The sequence below is a fragment of the Amycolatopsis plumensis genome (assembly GCF_042652605.1).
GTDB classification, from domain to species: domain Bacteria; phylum Actinomycetota; class Actinomycetes; order Mycobacteriales; family Pseudonocardiaceae; genus Amycolatopsis; species Amycolatopsis plumensis.
Genome location: NZ_JBHSJY010000001.1, coordinates 6,354,953 through 6,372,664 on the forward strand (window position 1 = coordinate 6,354,953; position 17,712 = coordinate 6,372,664).

Annotated in this window: 14 protein-coding genes; 9 read left to right on the forward strand and 5 right to left on the reverse strand. The window is 71.8% G+C overall.

Annotation, left to right across the window (positions count from 1 at the left end; translation table 11 throughout):
- Positions 1–114: 114 nt before the first annotated feature.
- From ACFPLC_RS31060 to ACFPLC_RS31090, 7 genes are read left to right on the forward strand one after another with little or no spacing between them, the layout of a single operon-like run.
- On the forward strand, positions 115–1,437 hold the full coding sequence (locus ACFPLC_RS31060; RefSeq protein ID WP_378189944.1) for an enolase C-terminal domain-like protein: 1,323 nt from the start codon (positions 115–117) through the stop codon (positions 1,435–1,437).
- Complete coding sequence (locus ACFPLC_RS31065; RefSeq protein ID WP_378189947.1) at positions 1,434–2,204, forward strand: SDR family NAD(P)-dependent oxidoreductase; 771 nt, start codon at positions 1,434–1,436, stop codon at positions 2,202–2,204. Before ACFPLC_RS31060 ends, ACFPLC_RS31065 begins: the two co-directional genes overlap by 4 nt.
- The gene (locus ACFPLC_RS31070) at positions 2,201–3,268 is read left to right on the forward strand and encodes a sugar ABC transporter substrate-binding protein (protein WP_378189949.1); all 1,068 of its coding nucleotides are present in this window, start codon (positions 2,201–2,203) and stop codon (positions 3,266–3,268) included. Before ACFPLC_RS31065 ends, ACFPLC_RS31070 begins: the two co-directional genes overlap by 4 nt.
- 23 nt (positions 3,269–3,291) lie before the next feature.
- A complete protein-coding gene (locus ACFPLC_RS31075; RefSeq protein WP_378189951.1) occupies positions 3,292–4,791 on the forward strand; it encodes a sugar ABC transporter ATP-binding protein in 1,500 nt (499 codons plus the stop codon).
- A complete protein-coding gene (locus tag ACFPLC_RS31080; RefSeq protein ID WP_378189953.1) occupies positions 4,784–5,803 on the forward strand; it encodes an ABC transporter permease in 1,020 nt (339 codons plus the stop codon). The genes ACFPLC_RS31075 and ACFPLC_RS31080 overlap by 8 nt, the downstream gene beginning before the upstream one ends.
- Entirely contained in the window at positions 5,803–6,660 is an 858-nt protein-coding gene (locus ACFPLC_RS31085; protein WP_378189955.1) for an aldo/keto reductase, read from the forward strand. The genes ACFPLC_RS31080 and ACFPLC_RS31085 overlap by 1 nt, the downstream gene beginning before the upstream one ends.
- 26 nt (positions 6,661–6,686) lie before the next feature.
- On the forward strand, positions 6,687–8,933 hold the full coding sequence (locus tag ACFPLC_RS31090; RefSeq protein ID WP_378189957.1) for an alpha-L-fucosidase: 2,247 nt from the start codon (positions 6,687–6,689) through the stop codon (positions 8,931–8,933).
- Positions 8,934–8,964: 31 nt separating this feature from the next.
- Here ACFPLC_RS31090 and ACFPLC_RS31095 read toward each other — a convergent pair whose 3' ends face one another.
- The 3 genes from ACFPLC_RS31095 to ACFPLC_RS31105 all read right to left on the reverse strand — a co-directional run bounded on the left by ACFPLC_RS31095 (position 8,965) and on the right by ACFPLC_RS31105 (position 11,641).
- Positions 8,965–9,678: a FadR/GntR family transcriptional regulator gene (locus ACFPLC_RS31095; protein WP_378189959.1), complete on the reverse strand. Its 714-nt coding sequence runs from the start codon at positions 9,676–9,678 to the stop codon at positions 8,965–8,967.
- Between the two features lie 374 nt (positions 9,679–10,052).
- Positions 10,053–10,175 carry a hypothetical protein gene (locus ACFPLC_RS31100; protein ID WP_378189961.1) on the reverse strand — a complete coding sequence of 41 codons (123 nt, stop codon included), beginning with the start codon at positions 10,173–10,175 and terminating at the stop codon, positions 10,053–10,055.
- 263 nt (positions 10,176–10,438) lie between these two features.
- Entirely contained in the window at positions 10,439–11,641 is a 1,203-nt protein-coding gene (locus ACFPLC_RS31105; RefSeq protein WP_378189963.1) for an ROK family transcriptional regulator, read from the reverse strand.
- A 439-nt stretch (positions 11,642–12,080) separates the two neighbouring features.
- On the opposite strand from ACFPLC_RS31105, the gene ACFPLC_RS31110 reads away from it, so the two are divergent.
- The gene (locus ACFPLC_RS31110) at positions 12,081–13,103 is read left to right on the forward strand and encodes a LacI family DNA-binding transcriptional regulator (RefSeq protein WP_378189965.1); all 1,023 of its coding nucleotides are present in this window, start codon (positions 12,081–12,083) and stop codon (positions 13,101–13,103) included.
- Positions 13,104–13,341: 238 nt separating this feature from the next.
- Positions 13,342–15,357, forward strand: a complete 2,016-nt coding sequence (locus ACFPLC_RS31115; protein ID WP_378189967.1) for an AMP-binding protein — start codon at positions 13,342–13,344, stop codon at positions 15,355–15,357.
- Positions 15,358–15,369: 12 nt separating this feature from the next.
- On the opposite strand, the gene ACFPLC_RS31120 is transcribed toward ACFPLC_RS31115, so the two are convergent.
- Both ACFPLC_RS31120 and ACFPLC_RS31125 read right to left on the reverse strand, forming a co-directional pair.
- A complete protein-coding gene (locus ACFPLC_RS31120; RefSeq protein ID WP_378189970.1) occupies positions 15,370–16,767 on the reverse strand; it encodes an alpha/beta hydrolase in 1,398 nt (465 codons plus the stop codon).
- A 329-nt stretch (positions 16,768–17,096) separates the two neighbouring features.
- Entirely contained in the window at positions 17,097–17,495 is a 399-nt protein-coding gene (locus ACFPLC_RS31125) for a histone-like nucleoid-structuring protein Lsr2 (protein ID WP_378189973.1), read from the reverse strand.
- Between the last annotated feature and the right edge of the window lie 217 nt (positions 17,496–17,712).

Here is a 17,712-nt window from a genome sequence, read left to right on the forward strand (position 1 = left end):
TTTTAGTAGTTGAAGATGACTTTGAGTCCAAGTTATCGCCGAGTTATGGACGAAGTCTGGACAATCGATGGGGCGGCGCGTAGCCATACATATGTTGTCTGCGCCGAATGAGAGGTGGCCCCGTTGGCCGAAGTGATCAGCGCCATCGACGCGGTGGACGTGCGCTTCCCGACTTCGCTGAGCCTGGACGGGTCGGACGCGATGAACCCGGAACCCGACTACTCCGCGGCGTACGTGACCATCCGCACGAGTGCCGGCGACGAGGGCTACGGGCTCGCCTTCACCGTCGGCCGCGGCAACGACGTCGAAGTCGCCGCCGTCCGGGCGCTCGTGCCGCTGGTCGTCGGGATGCCGGTGGCCGACGCCCTCGCCGACCTCGGCGCGTTCTCCCGCCGGCTGACCGGGGACAGCCAGCTGCGGTGGCTGGGCCCGGACAAGGGCGCGATCCACATGGCCGCGGCCGCGATCGTCAACGCGGCGTGGGACCTGCGCGCCCGCCGCGAAGGCAAGCCGGTCTGGCGGCTGCTCGCCGAGATGTCCCCGGACGAGCTGGTGGACCTGGTCGACTTCCGGTACCTGCAGGACGCCCTGACCCGCGACGAAGCCCTCGACATCCTCCGCCGGGCCGAACCGGGCCGCGCGGCCCGTCAGGCCGAGCTCCTGGAATCCGGTTTTCCCGCCTACACCACGACTCCCGGCTGGCTCGGCTACTCGCCGGAGAAGCTGGCGGCCCTGGCCAAGGAGGCGGTCGAGGACGGCTTCACCCAGATCAAGCTCAAGGTCGGCGCCGACCTCGACGAGGACATCCGCCGGATGAGACTCGCGCGGGACGTCGTCGGGCCGGACGTCCGGATCGCCATCGACGCCAACCAGGCCTGGGGCGTCGGGCAGGCCATCGAATGGCTGCGCCCCCTCGCCGAGTTCGACCCGTACTGGATCGAGGAGCCGACCTCGCCCGACGACGTGCTCGGCCACGCGGCGATCCGCCGGGCGGTCGCCCCGATCAAGGTGGCCACCGGCGAGCACACCCACAACGCGGTGATGTTCAAGCAACTGCTGCAGGCGGAGGCGATCGACGTCCTCCAGCTCGACGCGAGCCGGGTCGCCGGGGTCACCGAGAACATCGCGATCCTGTTGCTGGCCGCGAAGTTCGGCGTCCCGGTGTGCCCGCACGCCGGGGGCGTGGGGCTGTGCGAGATGGTGCAGCACCTGTCGATGTTCGACTTCGTCGCGGTGAGCGGCACCCAGACCGACCGCGTCATCGAATACGTGGACCACCTGCACGAGCACTTCGTCGACCCGGTCCGGATCGAGCGCGGCCGCTACCTCGCCCCGCGGGAGCCGGGCCTCGGCGCCCGCCTGCACGCGGACTCCGTGGCGCAGTACCGGTTCCCCGACGGCCCGGTCTGGCAGCGGGACGCGGTGGTGGTCGCGTGAGCGGGGACTTCGACGGCGTCCGGGCCGTCGTGACCGGCGGGGCGTCCGGCATCGGGCTGGCCACGGCGCGGATGCTGTCCCGGCGGGGCGCGCGGGTGGTCTGCCTCGACCTGAACGACCAGGTCGAGGCACCCCTGTCCGGGGTGCGGGCGGACGTCTCGGACGACGGCTCGGTGCGAGCCGCGGTCGCCGCTGCCGTCGAGCACCTCGGCGGCCTCGACGTCCTGGTGAACAACGCCGGGATCGGCGCGCAAGGAACCGTCGAGGACAACGAAGACGCCGAATGGCACCGCGTGTTCGACGTCAACGTCGTGGGCATGGTCCGGGTGGCCCGCGCCGCCCTGCCGCACCTGCGGTCCTCGCCCGCGGCCGCGATCGTGAACACCTGCTCGATCGCGGCCACCGCCGGGCTGCCGCAGCGGGCGCTCTACAGCGCCACGAAGGGCGCGGTCCTCGCGCTCACCCGCGCGATGGCCGCCGACCACCTGGCCGAAGGAATCCGCGTGTGCTGCGTGAACCCCGGCACCGCGCACACCCCGTGGATCGACCGGCTGCTCTCGAAAGCCGACGATCCCGACGCCGAACTAGCCGCGCTCGCCGCGCGCCAGCCCACCGGACGGCTCGTCACCGCCGACGAGGTCGCCGCGGCGATCTGCTACCTGGCCGGCCCGCACGCCGGCGCCACCACCGGCACCGATCTCGCCGTGGACGGCGGGATGTCCGGCCTCCGTCTCCGCCCGAAACCTGTCAACGAGGAGAGGTCATGAAGTTCCAGCACCTGCGCCGTGCCGCCGTCGTCACCGCCGGCGTCCTGACCGCGGCCGCACTGGCCGGATGCGGTGGCGGCGGCACGACCGCCGCCTCGGGCGGCAAAACCGTCGTCGGGGTCGACTACCCGCGCTCGGACACCGACTTCTGGAACGCCTACATCAAGTACGTGCCCCAGTTCGCCGGCCAGTTCGGGCTCGACCTCAAGACCACCAACTCGCAGAACGACGTCGCGAACCTGACGGCCAACGTGCAGACGATGATCAGCCAGGGCGTCAAGGGCGTGGTGATGGCCCCGCAGGACACCGCGGCGATCATCCCGACGCTGCAGCAGCTGGCGAGCAAGAAGATCCCGGTCGTCTCCGTCGACACCCGGCCGGACCAGGGCAACGTCTACATGGTCGTGCGGGCCGACAACCGCGCCTACGGCGAGAAGGCCTGCCAGTTCCTCGGCGCCAAGCTCGGCGGGCAGGGCAAGGTCGTGATGCTGCAGGGCGATCTCGCGTCGATCAACGGCCGGGACCGCACCGAGGCCTTCAACGACTGCATGAAGAAGGACTTCCCGGGCATCACGGTGTTCGGCGAGGCCACCAACTGGGACGCCAACACCGCGGCCCAGAAGCTGCAGACCCGGCTGACCGCGAACCCGGACATCAAGGGCGTCTACATGCAGTCGAGCTTCGCCCTGTCCGGCACGCTGCAGCTGCTGAAGCAGCGTGGCCTGGCCGTGCCGGCGAGCGACCCGAAGCACGTGTTCATCGTGTCCAACGACGGCATCCCCGAGGAACTGGCCAAGATCCGGGCCGGCGAGATGGACGCGACCGTGTCCCAGCCGGCGGACCTGTTCGCCAAGTACGCCCTGCAGTACGTCAAGGACGCCATCGCCGGGAAGACACCGGCCGCGGGCAAGACCGACCACGACAGCACCATCATCCAGGTCCGCGACGGCCTGATGGAGGACCAGCTGGCCGCGCCGCTGGTCACCGCGGACGGCGCCAAGTTCGGTCCGGTGAGCAGCGTCAAGGTCGACGACCCGTCCCTGTGGGGCAACAGCAAGAGCTGATCCGCTTCAGAGAGGAAGCGAACATGAGCACCGTGCCGGTCGTCGAGGCGCGCGGGGTGGTCAAGCGCTACGGCGCCACCGTGGCGCTCGACCACGCCGACCTGACCGTCCTTCCCGGACAGACGCACGCATTGGTCGGCCGCAACGGGGCCGGCAAGTCGACCCTGGTGTCCGTCCTCACCGGACTGACCGAGCCGGACGCCGGGACCGTGCGGCTGGACGGGGAACCGGCCCCGGCGCTGGCCGACCGGGACGCCTGGCGGTCCCGGGTGGCCTGCGTGTACCAGCGGTCGACGATCATCCCCGACCTGTCGGTGGCGGAGAACCTGTTCCTGAACCGGCAGGAGACCCGCGGCGGGTTCGTCCGCTGGGCCGCGCTGCGCCGCTCGGCGGGCGAGCTCCTGGAACGCTGGTCGGTGGACGTCGACGTGCTCCGGCCGGCCCGGGAGCTGAGCGTCGAGCAGCGGCAGTTCGTGGAGATCGCGCGGGCCCTGTCGTTCGGCGCCCGGTTCGTCATCCTCGACGAGCCGACCGCGCAGCTCGACGGGGCCGCGATCACCCGGCTGTTCGGGCACATCGCCGAGCTGCAGCGCCAGGGCGTCACCTTCCTGTTCATCAGCCACCACCTCCAGGAGGTGTACGAAATCTGCGACACGGTGACGGTGTACCGGGACGCCCGGCACGTCCTCACCGCGCCGGTCGCCGAGCTGCCGAAGGCCGACCTCGTCGCGGCGATGACCGGGGAGAACGCCGTGGCGACGCAGGAACGGGCGTCGTCGGCCCGGCACGGCGCCGAACCCGTGCTCCGGGTGGACGACCTGACCCTCGCCCCCTACTTCCGAGACGTGTCGTTCGACGTCGCGCCCGGCGAGATCGTCGGGCTGGCCGGATCCGGCAGCAGTGGCAAGACCGAGCTCGCCGAGGCACTGGCCGGGCTGCGCAAACCCACCTCCGGCACGGTCTTCGTCGGGGACTCCCGGCCCCGGCCCGGTGACGTCCCGGCCGCGCTGGCCGCGGGGGTCGGGTTCGTCCCGGAAGACCGGCACCACCAGGGTTTCGTGCCGGAGATGTCCATTGCGGACAACTCCACGATGAGCGTGCTGGACCGGCTCGGCCCCGGCATCTTCGTCCGCTCCGGCCTGCGCGACCGGCTCGCCGGGCAGCTGATCACGCGGCTGGCGGTGAAGACCCCGGGCCCGGAGCTGCCGGTGTCCGCGCTGTCGGGCGGCAACCAGCAGAAGGTCGTCATGGCCAGGGCCCTGGCCGGCGATCCCCGCCTGCTCGTGCTGATCACGCCCACCGCCGGGGTCGACGTGCGGTCGAAGGAATTCCTCCTGGGCAAGGTCGCGGAGGCCGCCGCGGCGGGCACCGCGGTGCTGATCGCCTCGGACGAACTCGACGACCTGCGCCTGTGCGACCGGCTGCTGGTCGTGGTGCACGGCAGGCTCACCACCGAAATGCCCGCAGGCTGGCAGGACCGCGAGGTCGTGGCCGCCATGGAAGGAGTCGACCTCGATGCCTGAAAGCCCCGCCGCGGTGGGCGCCCCGCCGCGGACCGGAATCCCGCCCGCGCCCCGGCGCATCGCGCTGGCCCGCCTGCGCGACTTCGCGCTGGTGCCCGGGATCATCGCGATCGCCGTCGTCGGCCAGCTGGTGAACCCGGTGTTCCTCCAGTACGACAACGTGATCAACATCCTGCAGACGATGTCCGAGATCGCCCTGCTGGTGCTCGCCCAGACGATGGTCCTGGTCGTGGGCAAGATGGACCTCTCGCTGGAATCGACGTTCGGGCTCGCGCCCGGCGTGGCGGCCTGGCTGACCATCGGCGGCGGCCATTCGCTCGGGCTGCTGCCGTCGTGGACCGCCGTGCCGGTGGTGCTGGCCGTCGGCGTGGTGGTGGGGGCGCTCAACGCCCTGCTGATCGTCCGGTTCGGGCTGAGCGGGTTCGTCGTCACCCTGGGCATGCTGATCGTGCTGCGCGGCCTGCTGACCGGGATCTCCGGCGGCCAGACGTTCTTCGGCCTGCCCGATTCCATGCTCTACCTCGGCACGACGTTGTGGGCCGGGATCCCGGCGTCGATCTGGATCTGCGTGCTGCTGTTCGCGGGCGGGATCGTACTGCTCGGCTACACCCGGTTCGGGCGCAGCCTGTACGCGATCGGCGGCAACGAAGACGCGGCGAAGGCGGCCGGCATCCGGACCGACCGGATCGTGTGGATCGTGCTGACCGGGGCCAGCGTGCTGGCCGCGCTCGGCGGGCTGCTGCTCTCGGGCCGGCTGGCGTCGGTGGCCGCGGCGCAGGGCAACGGCTACATCTTCACGGTGTTCGCCGCCGCCGTCATCGGCGGGGTGAGCCTGAACGGCGGGCGCGGCACGCTCTGCGGCGCGTTCACCGGCATCCTGCTGCTGTACATGATCCAGAACGTGCTGACCCTGGCCGGCGTGCCCGCCCAGTGGATCGGCGCGCTCAACGGCGCGATCATCCTCATCGCGCTGGTGATGTCCCGCATCACCAGCGGCAAGCGGCAGACCTGATGGCGGACCTCGGCCTGGGCACCGCGGGCCTGGGCAACGTCTTCGGGGAGATCGACGACGAGGCCGCCGCGGAAGTCATCGCCGCGGCGGCCTCCGCCGGGGTCCGGTACTTCGACACCGCGCCCTACTACGGTTTCGGGCTGGCCGAGCGCCGGCTCGGCCGAGCGCTGGCCGGGCGGCCCGCGGGCTCGTTCACCGTGTCGACGAAGGTGGGCCGGACGCTCACCGACGGCGGCTGCTTCTTCGACTTCTCCGCGGACGCCGTCCGCCGCGGGTTCGAAGGCAGCCTGGACCGACTGGGCCTCGACCGCGTCGACATCGCCTACCTGCACGACCCCGACGACCACGAAGAGGCGGCCGCTTCCGAAGCCTGGCCGGAGCTGTGCCGGCTGCGCGACGAAGGCGTGGTCTCCGCGATCGGCGTCGGGATGAACCAGTGGGAGATGCCCGCCCGGTTCGTCGAGCGGCTCGACGTCGACGTCGTCCTGCTCGCCGGCCGGTACACCCTGCTGGATCGCAGTGGCTCGCCGTTGCTCGACCTCTGCGCCGACCGCGGGGTGGACGTGGTGCTGGGCGGGGTGTTCAACTCCGGCCTGCTCATCGATCCCCGGCCGGGCGCCTGGTTCGACTACGCCCCGGCGGCGGCGGAGCTGGTGGCCCGCGCCCAGCGGATGCGGGACGTCGCCGCGTCGGCGGGGTACGACCTGGCCGCGTGCGCGCTCGCGTTCGCCGCCGCGCACCCCGCCGTCACCTCCGTCCTGGTCGGCGCCACGAGCGCCGGCCAGGTGCGGGAGAACCTCGAGGCCTTCCATCGCGAGGTGCCGCACGAACTGCTGCACCACTTGATTTCCTGCTAGGTCCCCTCACCCTGGAGAGTGCAACGATGCCCCCTGTCCAGAACCCGTTCTCCCGCCGGCAGTTCGGTGCCCTCGCGGCCGCCGGGCTCGCCGCGGCCGCCGTGCCGCCCGCGCTGGCCGGCCCGGCCGCGGCCGCCGCCGCGCAGTGCTACGAGCCGACGTGGCCGTCGGTCGACCGGCACCCGCCCGCGCCGGAGTGGTTCCAGGACGCCAAGTTCGGCATCTACTGGCACTGGGGCGCGTTCACCACGCCGGAGTTCGGCAGCGAGTGGTACGGCCGGAACATGTACATCCCGAACAGCGGCGAGAACACCCACCACAAGGCGACCTACGGCGATCCGACGGTGTGGGGCTACGACCGGTTCATCGATGGCGGCACCGACGTGGCCGGCAATCCCGTGCAATTCGCGCCGAAGCTCGTCTCCCGCGGCGGGCAGTTCGACCCGGAGGAGTGGGCGCGGGTGGTCAAGGCGTCCGGGGCGAAGTTCGCCGGCCCGGTCGCCGAGCACCACGACGGGTACTCGATGTGGGACAGCAAGATCAACGAGTGGAACTCGGTGGCGCGCGGGCCGCACCTCAACCTGCTGAAGCTCTTCTCCGACGCGATCCGCGGGCAGGGCCTGAAGCTGCTGGTCGCGATGCACCACGCGTTCAATTACAACGGTTTCTACGACTTCGCGCCGCCGCAGAGCACCCCGAGCCTGCGCAAGCTGTACGGCCAGCTGCCGCGCGCCGAAGAAGACGCGCTGTGGCTGGCCAAGCTCAAGGAGGTCATCGACCGCGCGAAGCCGGACGTCCTGTGGCAGGACTTCTCGCTGAACTCGCCCGGCTACTGCATCAACAGCGGCCCGTGCGCGGTGGGGGAGCAGCAGCGCCTCGAGTTCCTGGCCTACTACTACAACCAGGCCGAAAAGTGGGGCAAGGACGTCGTCGCGACGTTCAAGCACTTCGACCACGGCTTCACCACCGCCGGCGAAGTCGCGGACTACGAACGCGGCGGCCCGGCCGACATCGTCACGCCGTACTGGCTCACCGACGACGCCATCTCCAGCAGCAGCTGGAGCTACACCCGGGGCATCGGCTACTACTCGAGCACGCAGATGATCCACGCGCTGATCGACCGGGTCAGCAAGGGCGGCAACATGCTGCTCAACATCTCCCCGACGCTGGAAGGCACGATCCCGGCCGAGCAGCGCGCGGTGCTCGCCGACTTCGGCACCTACCTCGGCCGCGTCGGCGAGTCGATCTACTCGACGCGCACCTGGGACGTCTACGGCGAGGGCCCGACCAAGATGGGCGGCGGCTCGTTCGTCTCGCCGAAGGTCGGCACGGCCAAGGACTTCCGGTTCACCCGGGACAAGTCGAGCCGGGTGCTCTACGCGACCATCCTGGCCTGGCCCGGCGCGACTGCGGACCTCACGACGCTGTCCGGCAAGCGGATCGACCTGAGCAGCCTGAAGCGCGTCGAACTGCTCGGCGCCCCCGGCGCGTTGAAGTACACACAGGACGACGCCGGTCTGCACGTCACGTTGCCGGCCAAGCCGTACGACTCACCCGCCTACGTGCTCAAGCTGACGTTCGCGGGCAGGATCCCTGTGGTGGGCCCCGCGTCCGGCGCGAAAGTGTTCGCCGAACGCGGTTACCGCGGCGCGAGCGCGGCGCTGGGTGTCGGCAGCTACACCGCGGCCCAGCTGCAGGCTGCACTGGCGAAACCCGTGTCCGCGATCTGGCCGGGGGACGGTTACGCGGCCCTCGGCTATCCGGCCGACAACTTCACCGGAACGCCGAGCCGGTTCCTTGTGGCCAGCCCGGACGTGCGGGCGTCCGCCATCGTGTCGATGCGCGTGGCGTTCGACCCCGCCCGGTGGTTCCGGATCGTCAACGTCACCAGCGGCCTGGCCGTGGACGGCGGGGGAGCGGTCGCGGCGGGCAGCAAGCTGAAGGTCTGGACCCCGGACGACAGCCCGAACCTCCAGTTCGGCATCGCGGACGCCGGCGACGGGTTCGTCAAGCTGGCCAACCGCACCAGCGGCCTGGTGATCGACGGCGCCGGCGCCACCACCGCGGGCGGCAACCCCGTGCAGTCGGCCGACACCGGCGCGGCGAGCCAGCAGTGGACGGTCACCGACACCGGCGGCGGCGTCTACGTGCTCGCCAACCGGGTGACCGGGCTGGTGCTCGACGGCGGCGGGAACGTGCCGTCGGGTTCCCCGCTGAAGGTGTGGAACGACGACGGCAGCCCCAACCTCCGCTGGTCGATCTCCGTTGCCTGAGAGGGCTGCGGGCGCCGTGACCGGGCTCCGGTCACGGCGCTCCGCCGTCGAGCTCCCGCACCTCGGCCAGGTGCGTGCGCAGCCAGCGTTCGGACGTGTCGACGTGCATCAGCGCGGCGGCGGTGGCCACCGCCGGGTCGCGGTCGGCGAGCGCGTCGTAGATGGCCTTGTGCTGCGACAGCGTCACGTGGGTCGCGCCGCGTTCGACGGTGCCGCGCCAGACCCGCGCGCGCAGGGTCCGCGAGGAGATCCCGTCCAGCAGCGCGGTGAGCGTCTCGTTGCCCGTCGCGGTGACGACCGCCCGGTGGAAGGCGGCGTCGAGCACGGTGAGGCGTTCGACGTCCTCGACGGCCTCGTGCATCGCGTCGAGCAGCTCGCCGACGGCCCGCAGCTGCGCGTCGGTGATCCGGGTGGCGGCCAGGCCGGTCGCCGCGGGCTCCAGCAGCCGGCGCACCTCGGTGAGTTCGAGGACGCTGCCGCCCTGCATGAGCGCAACCGCGCTGCCGAGGCCTTCCAGCAGCAGGCTCGGCGCGAGACTGGTGACGTACGTGCCGTCGCCGCGGCGGACTTCGAGCACCCGGGCCAGGGCGAGCGCCTTGACGGCTTCCCGGGTGGGGCTGCGGGAGATCCCGAGCTCGGTGGCGAGTTCGTGCTCGGGCGGCAGCTTGGAGCCCGCCGGGAACCGGCCGGAGGAGACGAACTCCCGGATCCGGTCGATTGCTTCGTCGGTCAACGACCTCGCCATGGTCCTCCTTGCGCAACTTGTTGCGAGTCTACCATTCGTATGACGTATTTGCGGCGAGGAGGGGTCTAGAACGCGGGGATCCACCAATTTCGATCGAGGTGGGTCCCTGAGACGTGTGATGTTTCGGGCATGGGCTGGCGCGCGCGGAAACGCAGTGAATGACTCATTCCTAGCGTCGGACGCCAGGAATGAGTCATTCACTGCACCCGGCTCGGGAACTGGTGAGCTACGCGACCCGGCTCGCCTGCCCGCGGCGGCTACACGGCGACGGCGGACGAGCCGGTCCGCGAGGCGGGGACGTGCCGGACGTGTTTTCGTGCGCGGCCGCACCGGCCCGCCGCCCTGGTGACGCGGGCCGGTGCGGCGCGGGGTGTTCAGCGGTCGCCGGGCTCGGTATCCGGGTTCGCGGGCTGCGCACCGCGGCGGAGGTCCGCCTCGGTCCGGATCCGGGTGCGGTTCGGGTTGGCGACGCCGGTGGGGGTGGAGTTGTCGTTCACGTCCGTCCTTTCGACGATCGGTGATTACCCCGGCCGCCGGCGCGCCGAACAGTGGTCCGCGACACGGTCTCGCGTCGATCGGCCGGGCGGCACCGACGGGTATCGCAGCGCCCGGCCCGGACGTCATGAATGACTCATTCCTTGCGTCCGATGCCAGGAATGAGTCATTCATGACCCCGGAGGCGAACCGGCGGCACGGAACGCGGGTCACCCGCCGGGACCGGCGAAGCCACCCGGCCGGCCCGGTGCCGGCGCCGGAACTGTCAGCGGGACGCGGCCGCCACGGCGCGGGCGCGGTCGGCGAGCCGGGCGGTGGCGTGCAGCACCGTCACGACCGAGCCGAGCGCGACCGCGCGGTCGCCCAGCTGTCCTTTGCAGACCGTCACCTGCGCACCGGCGAAGGGGAGGGCGTCGCGCAGGAGCGCGCTGCGCAGCGGGGGCAGCAGGACTTCGTAGGCGGCGGCGAGTTCCCCGCCGATGATCACCCGGTCCGGGTTGACCAGGTTGCCCAGGACGGCGATCGCCGTGCCGAGGCGGTGCCCCGCGTCGGTGAGCACCCGGACGCAGGCGCGGTCGCCCGCGACCGCGTGCCGGATGAGGTCGCCGGCCGCGAGCTCGGTGCCGTGGCGGGCCCGCAGCTGGTCGAGCAGCGCCGGCAGGCTCACGTACGTCTCGAGGCAGCCGCGGTTGCCGCAGCGGCAGATCCGGCCGGACGGGTCGACGGTCATGTGCCCGAACTCCGCGGCCGTGCCGCACGAACCGCGGAACAGCCTGCCGCCCAGGACGAAGCCGGCGCCGACGCCGGTGCCGAGCTTGATGTAGACGGCGACCTGCGCGCCCTGGCCCGCGCCCCAGGTGACTTCGGCGAGCGCGCCGAGGTTGCCGACGTTGTCGACGATCACGGGCAGGCCGAGTAGGGCGCCGAGTTCTTCGGCCGGGCGCAGCCCGACCCAGCTCGGCGCGATGCTGGACGAGCCGACCGTGCCCGTCAGCGTGTTGACCGGCCCCGGCAGCCCGGCGCCGACGCCGATCACCTTGCTCTGCTTGACCCCCGCGGCGGCGAGCGCGTCCCGCGCCAGCGTGGCCGCGATCCGCAGCGAATCCCGCGCGTCGTGGTCCCGGTCGAGCGGGCGGAGCTGCTCGGTCAGCACCGTGTGCGCCAGATCCGCGACGATCACGCGGATGTGGGTGTGCCCGAAGTCGATGCCGACGACGGCACCGGCGGCGGGGTTGAGGGTGAGCAGGGTGCCCGGCCGTCCCTGCTTCGGCGGGCCGCCGGGGCCCGGGCTGCCCTTCTCCACGATCAGGCCGTCCTGGTGCAGTGCGCCGACGACGTTCGACACCGTGGCCCGCGAAACGTCCAGCAGGCGCGCGATGTCCGCCCGGGTCAGGGGACCGCGGGTGCGCAGGAGCTCGACCACCCGCTCGTGATTTCCCGGCCGGGCGCCCGGGTGCCGTGTCACCACACCCGAGATGTACACGGTCGCCGCCGAAGCGACAAGAGGTGAACTTATTCGACGATATTCGACGGTCCGCGACGAATTTTCGGGCACTTTTGTTCATCCGGTTGACACATTGGGGCGTGTGGTCCCAGCATCAATGCTGCCGAGCCAGCGGTCAAAAGATCACCGGATGCGTGCCGGTGGCCGCGGCTCACCCGTTCGAACCACTCTCGCCCAAGGATGTGCGGACGTGAAACAGAACCGGTCTCCCGGCGCCCAGCGCGCCGACCCCCGCTAGCCCCGTGGCCAACGCGGAGGCCGCCGAAGCCCGTTCGGCGGCCCGGATGGCTTTCCCGGGAGTGTTAGCGCTAACACTGCACCTTTCCGCGCCGCTCCCGGAACCGGCCATGCCGTCGCCGCGGCTTTTCGAGCGCAAATGCGTGCCGTCCCCACGGAGGTGACCATGACTGTCCTCGACCTTTCCGATCCGCGGCCGACCCTGGCCGACGTGGCCAGGGCCGCCGGTGTCTCGTCGGCGACGGCGTCCCGGGTGCTCAACGGCTTTCCCCAGGTGCGCGCCGAGACCCGGCGCCAGGTCGAACAAGCCGTGCGGTCGCTCGGCTACGTCCGGCACCGCGCGGCCCGCGCGGCGGAGGGACGGCGGACGGGCACGGTCGCCGTCGTGCTGTGCGAGGACGGCCTGCGGCTGTTCTCCGATCCGTTCTTCGGCCGCGTCATGAGCGGGGTCGACCGGACGTTCACCCCGGCGGGCGTGCAGGTCGTGGTCCTGATGATGCAGGTGGGGGCCGAGGCCGCCACCCTCCGGTACCTGGGCGGCGGGCACGTCGACGGAGCCCTGTTCGTGAGCACGCACACGCGCTGCACCACGGCGTTGTCCCGGGCCGATTTCCCGGTGGTGAGCGTCGGACGGCCGATGGTGCCCGACCCCGCCCGGTACACCTACGTCGACGTGGACAACCGCGGCGGCGCCGAGGCGGCCGTGCGGCACCTGCAGGCGGCCGGGCGGCGGCGGATCGCCACCGTCGCCGGCCCGAAGGACATGGCGCCGGGCCGCGACCGGCTCGCCGGCTACGCCGCCGCGATCTCCGGCTCCGGTCTCGTCGACCCGGGCTTGGTGGCCCACGGCGATTTCGGGCAGGCCTCCGGCGACCACGCGATGCGGCGGCTGCTCGACCGCCGGCCGGACCTGGACGCGGTGTTCGTGGCGTCCGACGTGATGGCGGTGGGCGTGCTGCGCGCCCTGCGCCGCACCGGGCGCCGGGTTCCCGACGACGTCGCGGTCGTGGGCTTCGACAACGCGCCGATCGCCCGGTCCACCGATCCGCGGCTGACGACGGTGAGCCAGCCGGTCGAGGACCTCGGCGCCCGGTCGGCGCGCGAGCTGCTCGCGGTGATCGACGGGACGGCCGGGCAGCCGCGCCACGTGGTGCTCGGGACGACGCTGGTGGTGCGGGAATCCGCCTGACCCGTGCGGCCGCGGCGCCGCGGCGATCCGCGCGTGAGAAACGTGTGAGGCTTTCCGCGGTTCGCTGGTCTTTGCTCGCTCTTCGCGATTGAATACATCGAATCGTGCGACCGCGTGTTGACACGACGGTCGGCGCAAACGGATGCTCGGCGTACCGGCCGAAAGGCCGAACCTCCGGACCGACAAGGGAGAGCCGAGTCATGACCACCCTGCCGGCGTCCCCTTTCGCTGCGTCCTGATGGAGCCGGAACTCATCGAGATCACCGTCACCGTGCCGCACCCACCCGCGGCGGTGTGGACGATCGTGGGCAGCCCGCACCTCTACCCCCGGTTCGTCCGGGGGATCACGTCCTGCGAGCCGGTTTCCGAAGCGACCGGCCGGGGCGCCCGCTACCGGTACCGCGCCGGCGGGGAGGGCGAGGCCGAAATCTTCGTCCACCGCCGGGACGAGCACCTGGCCTGGTCGGGCCGGGAGCACCGGATGTCCGTCGTGCTGCGTCCGGTGCGCGAAGGCTGCGCGATCACCCTGCTGCTCACGCTGCTCGACGGCCGGTCGCCGGCGGTCCCGCGGATCCGGCAGCGGATCACGGACGCGATCGCGGCGATCAGCGACCACCTCGGCGGGGTCCCCGCGGCGGATCCGCTGCCACCGCGGCCCGCGAAGCGCGAGCTCGCGCGGATCCTGGTCAAGGCCGGGGTGCTCACCCCGGCCCAGCCCACCGGAACGCTGCGGCAGCTGCGGTCGGTGGGCCGCTGGGGCTCGACCCTGGCCGGCGGCTACGAAGCGGTGGCGCGCCGGACGCCGGAGTCCCTCGCGCTGTGCGACGAGCGGTCCGAGCGGACCTTCGGCGAGGTCGACGACCGCACCACCCGGCTGGCCGGGGTGCTGCAGCGCTACGGCATCACCGAGGGGTCGCGGGTCCTTTTGATGTGCCGCAACCACAACGCGATGGTCGAGACGATGATCGCCTGCAGCAAGCTGGGCGCGGACGTGGCTCTGATGAACACTGGGCTGGCACTGGGGCAGGCCGCCGAGTTCGCCTTGCGGCACGGGTCCCAGCTCGTGCTCGCCGACGCCGAGTTCGCGGCCCTGCGCGAGCAACTGCCGTCCGAAATCCCCCAGTTGTGGACGTGGCCACCCGGCGGCGGGTGGCACGGTCCGACGATCGAGGACCTGATCGAGGCGCAGCCGGCCGCCCGGATCGCCCCGCCGGGCAAGCCCGGCCGGCTCGTCGTGCTCACCTCGGGCACGTCCGGCCCGCCCAAGGGCGCTCGGCGTCCGACGCCGAACAACGTCGCGGACGCCGCCGCGGTGCTGTCGGAAATCCCGCTGCGGGCCGGGGAACCGATCCTGGTCGCCGCCCCGTTGTTCCACACCTGGGGCCTGGCCGCGCTCCAGCTCGGCATGGCGCTGCGCGCCGGGCTGGTGCTGCCCCGGCGCTTCGACCCGGAAGCGACGCTGTCGATGATCGAACGGCAGCGGTGCACGGCGTTGTTCGCGGTGCCGACGATGCTGCGGCGGCTGCTGGACCTGCCGGAGAAGACGCGCGCCCGCTACGACCTGTCCTCGCTGCGCGTGGTGGCCAGCTCCGGTGCGGGACTGCCGGGCCGGCTGGGCGAGGAGTTCATGGACGCCTTCGGTGACATCCTCTACAACCTCTACGGCTCGACGGAGGTGTCCTGGGCGGCGATCGCCGGGCCGGGCGACCTCCGCGCGGCCCGCGGCACGGCGGGCCGCCCGCCGATCGGTACCGCGATCCGCGTCCTGGACCGGGCGGGCACCCCGGTCCCGCCCGGCGCGACGGGCCGCCTGTACGTGGGCAACCGCCTGCTGTTCGACGGCTACACCGACGGGGAGCAGCTGGACGTCCGCGACGGCCTGATGGACACCGGCGACCGCGGGTACGTCGACGCCAACGGCCTGTTGTTCGTCCAGGGCCGTGAAGACGAGATGATCGTGTCCGGCGGCGAAAACGTGGCGCCGGCCCCGGTGGAGGAGGTCCTGCTCACGTTGCCGGAGGTGCGCGAGGCGGCGGTGGTCGGCGTCCACGACACCAAGTACGGCCAGCGCCTGGCGGCCTACCTCGTGCTGGTGCCGGGTGCGCACCTGGACGCGGACACGGTGCGGTCGCACGTGCGTGAGCGGCTCGCGCGGTTCGCCGTTCCGCGTGACGTCTTGTTCGTCGAAGAGCTGCCGCGCAATGCCACGGGCAAGGTCGTGAAGCGGGCGCTGCGCCGCAGCTACCGCTGGTGACGACCGGGACAGTCAGGCCGGGCAGCTGATGTCGTGCTGGGGTGCCGCCGGCGTCAGCAGGTAGTGGTCGCCGGCTGACCGGGTGCAGGCGTTCTTTTCGTAGACCCCGTGGCCTGCGCCCTCGTACGTCAGCAGCGTCGTGTTCGCCGGTGCCTGCCGGTGGACGGCGAGGGCCCAGGCGTACGGGGTCGCCGGGTCGAACCGGGAGTTCAGCAGCAGGATCCGCGGCGCCCGCGGGATGGTCAGCCGGTGCGGCGGGTTCGCCGGCGGGCCGTGGACGCCCAGGCAGGCCATCGCTTCGCCGTGGCTGAGCGTGCTCCCGCGCAGGATCGGCCCGCGGCGCAGTTCTTCGGCGTGCAAGGCCGAATACTGCGCGAAACTCCGGATCCGCAGGTCGAAGTCCTGGCAGACGACGGCCAAGCGGAGCGACTCGTAGTTGTAGGTGAACTGCGCGGTCACCGGCGGACTCCCGGCCGCGGCGTCCGCGATCGCCTGGCCGATGTCGGCCCAATCGGGGCGGTACATGTCTTTCAGCACCCGGTCGCGCAGTTCGCTTTGCGCCTGCGGAATCGCTTCGGTCGCCGCGAGGGCTTTCCGCCAGACGGCGAAGACGTCCTGGCCGTGCAGCGTGCAGTTCGCCGTCCGGTCGCACCACGCGGCGAACTGGCGGAACGCCCCGTCCGCGGCGGCGGCACGGTCACCGAGGAAGCGTTCGACGCCGGCGCTGTGGTCGATGACGCTGTCGAGCACCATGGCCCGGACCCGGTCACCGAACAGCTCGGCGTACTGCTGGCCGAGCAGGGTGCCGTAGGAGATGCCGAGGAAGCTGATCCGGGCTTCGCCGAGGGCGCGGCGGACGGCGTCCATGTCCCGGGCGTTGACCTCGGTGTTCGCGTGGTCGAAGACGGGCAGGTTGCCGGCACGGCAGCCGGCGACGGCCTGCTCGCTGTAGGCCCGCAGCGCGGCGAACTCGGCCGGGCCGGCGGGCTCGTCGCCCGGCGGCCGTCCCGTGTCCGGGCACTCGATGAGTTGGCTGCGGCCGGTCCCGCGCAGGTCGAAGCCCACGATGTCGAACCGGGCCCGGATCTCCGGGCTGAAGAAGGGCGACGTCACCGGCAATTCCGCACTCGACGAGCCCGGGCCGCCGAAATCGGCCAGCAGCACCCCGATGCGGTGTGCGGAATCCGTGGCCCGGTGCCGGCCCACGGCCAAGGGGATGGACGGACCGCCGGCGGAGTGCCAGTCGAGCGGCACCCGCACGGTGCCGCACTCCCCGTCCGGCGGGGCAGGGTTGTCGGGGTCGACGGGACAAGCCGTCCAGACGATCGGGGCGGGCTGCCAACCGGCCTCCGCGACGGCGGGCGTGCCGCCGGTCAGCAGGAGGGCACTGGCCAGGACCGTTCCCCACATCCGAGGCTCCTCCCCGCGATGACCCGGACCCGGTCGACCGTAGGGCTTGCGGGTGTGGCACCACAAGGGGTGTTGCCGGACGAGGCCGGTCGTCCACATGCGACGCCGGGTGGTGCGCCGGCCGGAACTGTCGGTGGTCGCCGGTAAGCTGGATACCGGGGGGCGGAGGCCCGTCCCCTTCGAGTGGGCGCAGCCCGGCTTCCGCGGCTTCGTCGCCGCGGCCGGCCGGTCCGCTATGGGTCGTCAGGTATTCGCGTTCGGTGATTCGGCGCGGAAACAGTCTGGTTCTTTCCGTAGCCGCGCCCGGCGAAACCTGCCGCAATCAGGAGTCAGGCGGCGACTTTCCTGCGCGGAGCGCGTTTCCGCGCCGACGGCACGGACGATTCCGCGTCGCCCCCGTGCGCCCGCTCGTAGGCGGCGACCACTTCGGAGGAGAGGCGGCCGCGCTCGGAGACGTCGAAGCCGTTCGCGTTCGCCCAGGCCCGGATCCGCTGGTTGCGCTCCCGGTCGGAGGCGGTGGTCGACTGGCCGGTGGCCGCCCGTGCCTTGCGCCCCCCGACGCGCCGGCCGGCGCCGATGTAGCGGGCCAGTTCGTCACGAAGGGCGGCCGCGTTCCGGTCCGAAAGGTCGATTTCGAAGGTGACGCCGTCAAGGCTGAACTGGACGGTCTGGGCGGCGGTGCTGCCGTCGATGTCGTCGAGGATCTCGACGGAGACTTTCTGGGCCACTGGGCTGCTCCTCCGGGTGGATGTGCGCTCGAGAACGCGAACGCAACAATGCGCGGCGTTCGTCGCGAAGTGTATCCACAACCGGGCCGAAAGGGAATTCAACTCGCTGGGAAAGGGGCGGTCCGTTCGGCGTAATTGCCTGCTTCGGGGTGGGGGGCGGAAATGGGTGGTGTCGCCTCAATGGGTGAAGAACGACTTCGAGTGGGGATGCTGGTGC

Bases quoted from the DNA above. Each gene is read 5' to 3' on its own strand.
- ACFPLC_RS31070 (WP_378189949.1), top strand. From the start codon at position 2,201: ATGAAGTTCCAGCACCTGCGCCGTGCCGCCGTCGTCACCGCCGGCGTC.
- ACFPLC_RS31110 (WP_378189965.1), top strand. From the start codon at position 12,081: ATGACTGTCCTCGACCTTTCCGATCCGCGGCCGACCCTGGCCGACGTG.
- ACFPLC_RS31085 (WP_378189955.1), top strand. From the start codon at position 5,803: ATGGCGGACCTCGGCCTGGGCACCGCGGGCCTGGGCAACGTCTTCGGG.
- ACFPLC_RS31090 (WP_378189957.1), top strand. From the start codon at position 6,687: ATGCCCCCTGTCCAGAACCCGTTCTCCCGCCGGCAGTTCGGTGCCCTC.
- ACFPLC_RS31095 (WP_378189959.1), bottom strand. From the start codon at position 9,678: ATGGCGAGGTCGTTGACCGACGAAGCAATCGACCGGATCCGGGAGTTC.
- ACFPLC_RS31075 (WP_378189951.1), top strand. From the start codon at position 3,292: ATGAGCACCGTGCCGGTCGTCGAGGCGCGCGGGGTGGTCAAGCGCTAC.
- ACFPLC_RS31115 (WP_378189967.1), top strand. From the start codon at position 13,342: ATGGAGCCGGAACTCATCGAGATCACCGTCACCGTGCCGCACCCACCC.
- ACFPLC_RS31080 (WP_378189953.1), top strand. From the start codon at position 4,784: ATGCCTGAAAGCCCCGCCGCGGTGGGCGCCCCGCCGCGGACCGGAATC.
- ACFPLC_RS31120 (WP_378189970.1), bottom strand. From the start codon at position 16,767: ATGTGGGGAACGGTCCTGGCCAGTGCCCTCCTGCTGACCGGCGGCACG.